Genomic DNA, 554 nt, shown 5'->3' with positions numbered 1-554 from the left:
CGGGTCGCCCTGGCACTTGCTACCCCCGGTCTCGCCGACGGGCAGGGGCGCAGGCGCGGAGTGCGCCATGCACCCATGGAAGCAAAAGGAAGAATGATCATGTCGGCCAAATCAGTTGAAATCATTCCCGTGAGCGGGACGGAGGTTCTCATTCCGCTCAACAAGCTCAAGAAATCGCCGAACAATGCGCGCAGGACGCCGCACAGCGAGGCGGCGATCGAAGCTTATGCAGCGAGCATCGCTGCGAAGGGCATCCTGCAAAATCTGGTGGTCGAGCCCGAGTTTGACGGAGAGGGGACGGCCACCGGGTTCTATTTCGTGACCATCGGGGAGGGCAGGCGGCTCGCCCAGCTGCTGCGGGTGAAGCGCAAGGAGATCAAGAAGAGCGAGCCGATCCGCTGCATCGTCGATACCGCGAACGACCCGCACGAGATCAGCCTGGACGAGAATGTCACCCGGGAAAACATGCATCCCGCCGACCAATTTGAAGCGTTCAGGAAGCTCGCGGACGAGCGCGGCCTCGGTGCGGAGGAGATCGCGGCCCGCTTCGGCGT

General features: G+C 62.8%; 1 protein-coding gene. It reads left to right on the top strand.

Translation table 11 applies throughout. The annotated features are described in order from the left end of the window. Positions 1 to 99: 99 nt before the first annotated feature. Positions 100 to 554: ParB/RepB/Spo0J family partition protein (locus AC1VNY_RS42570; RefSeq protein ID WP_482409682.1), on the top strand; the 455-nt coding region annotated here is incomplete at its 3' end.

It is taken from the genome of Bradyrhizobium ferriligni (assembly GCF_056837965.1).
This window is presented reverse-complemented; position numbering and strand designations above follow the sequence as displayed.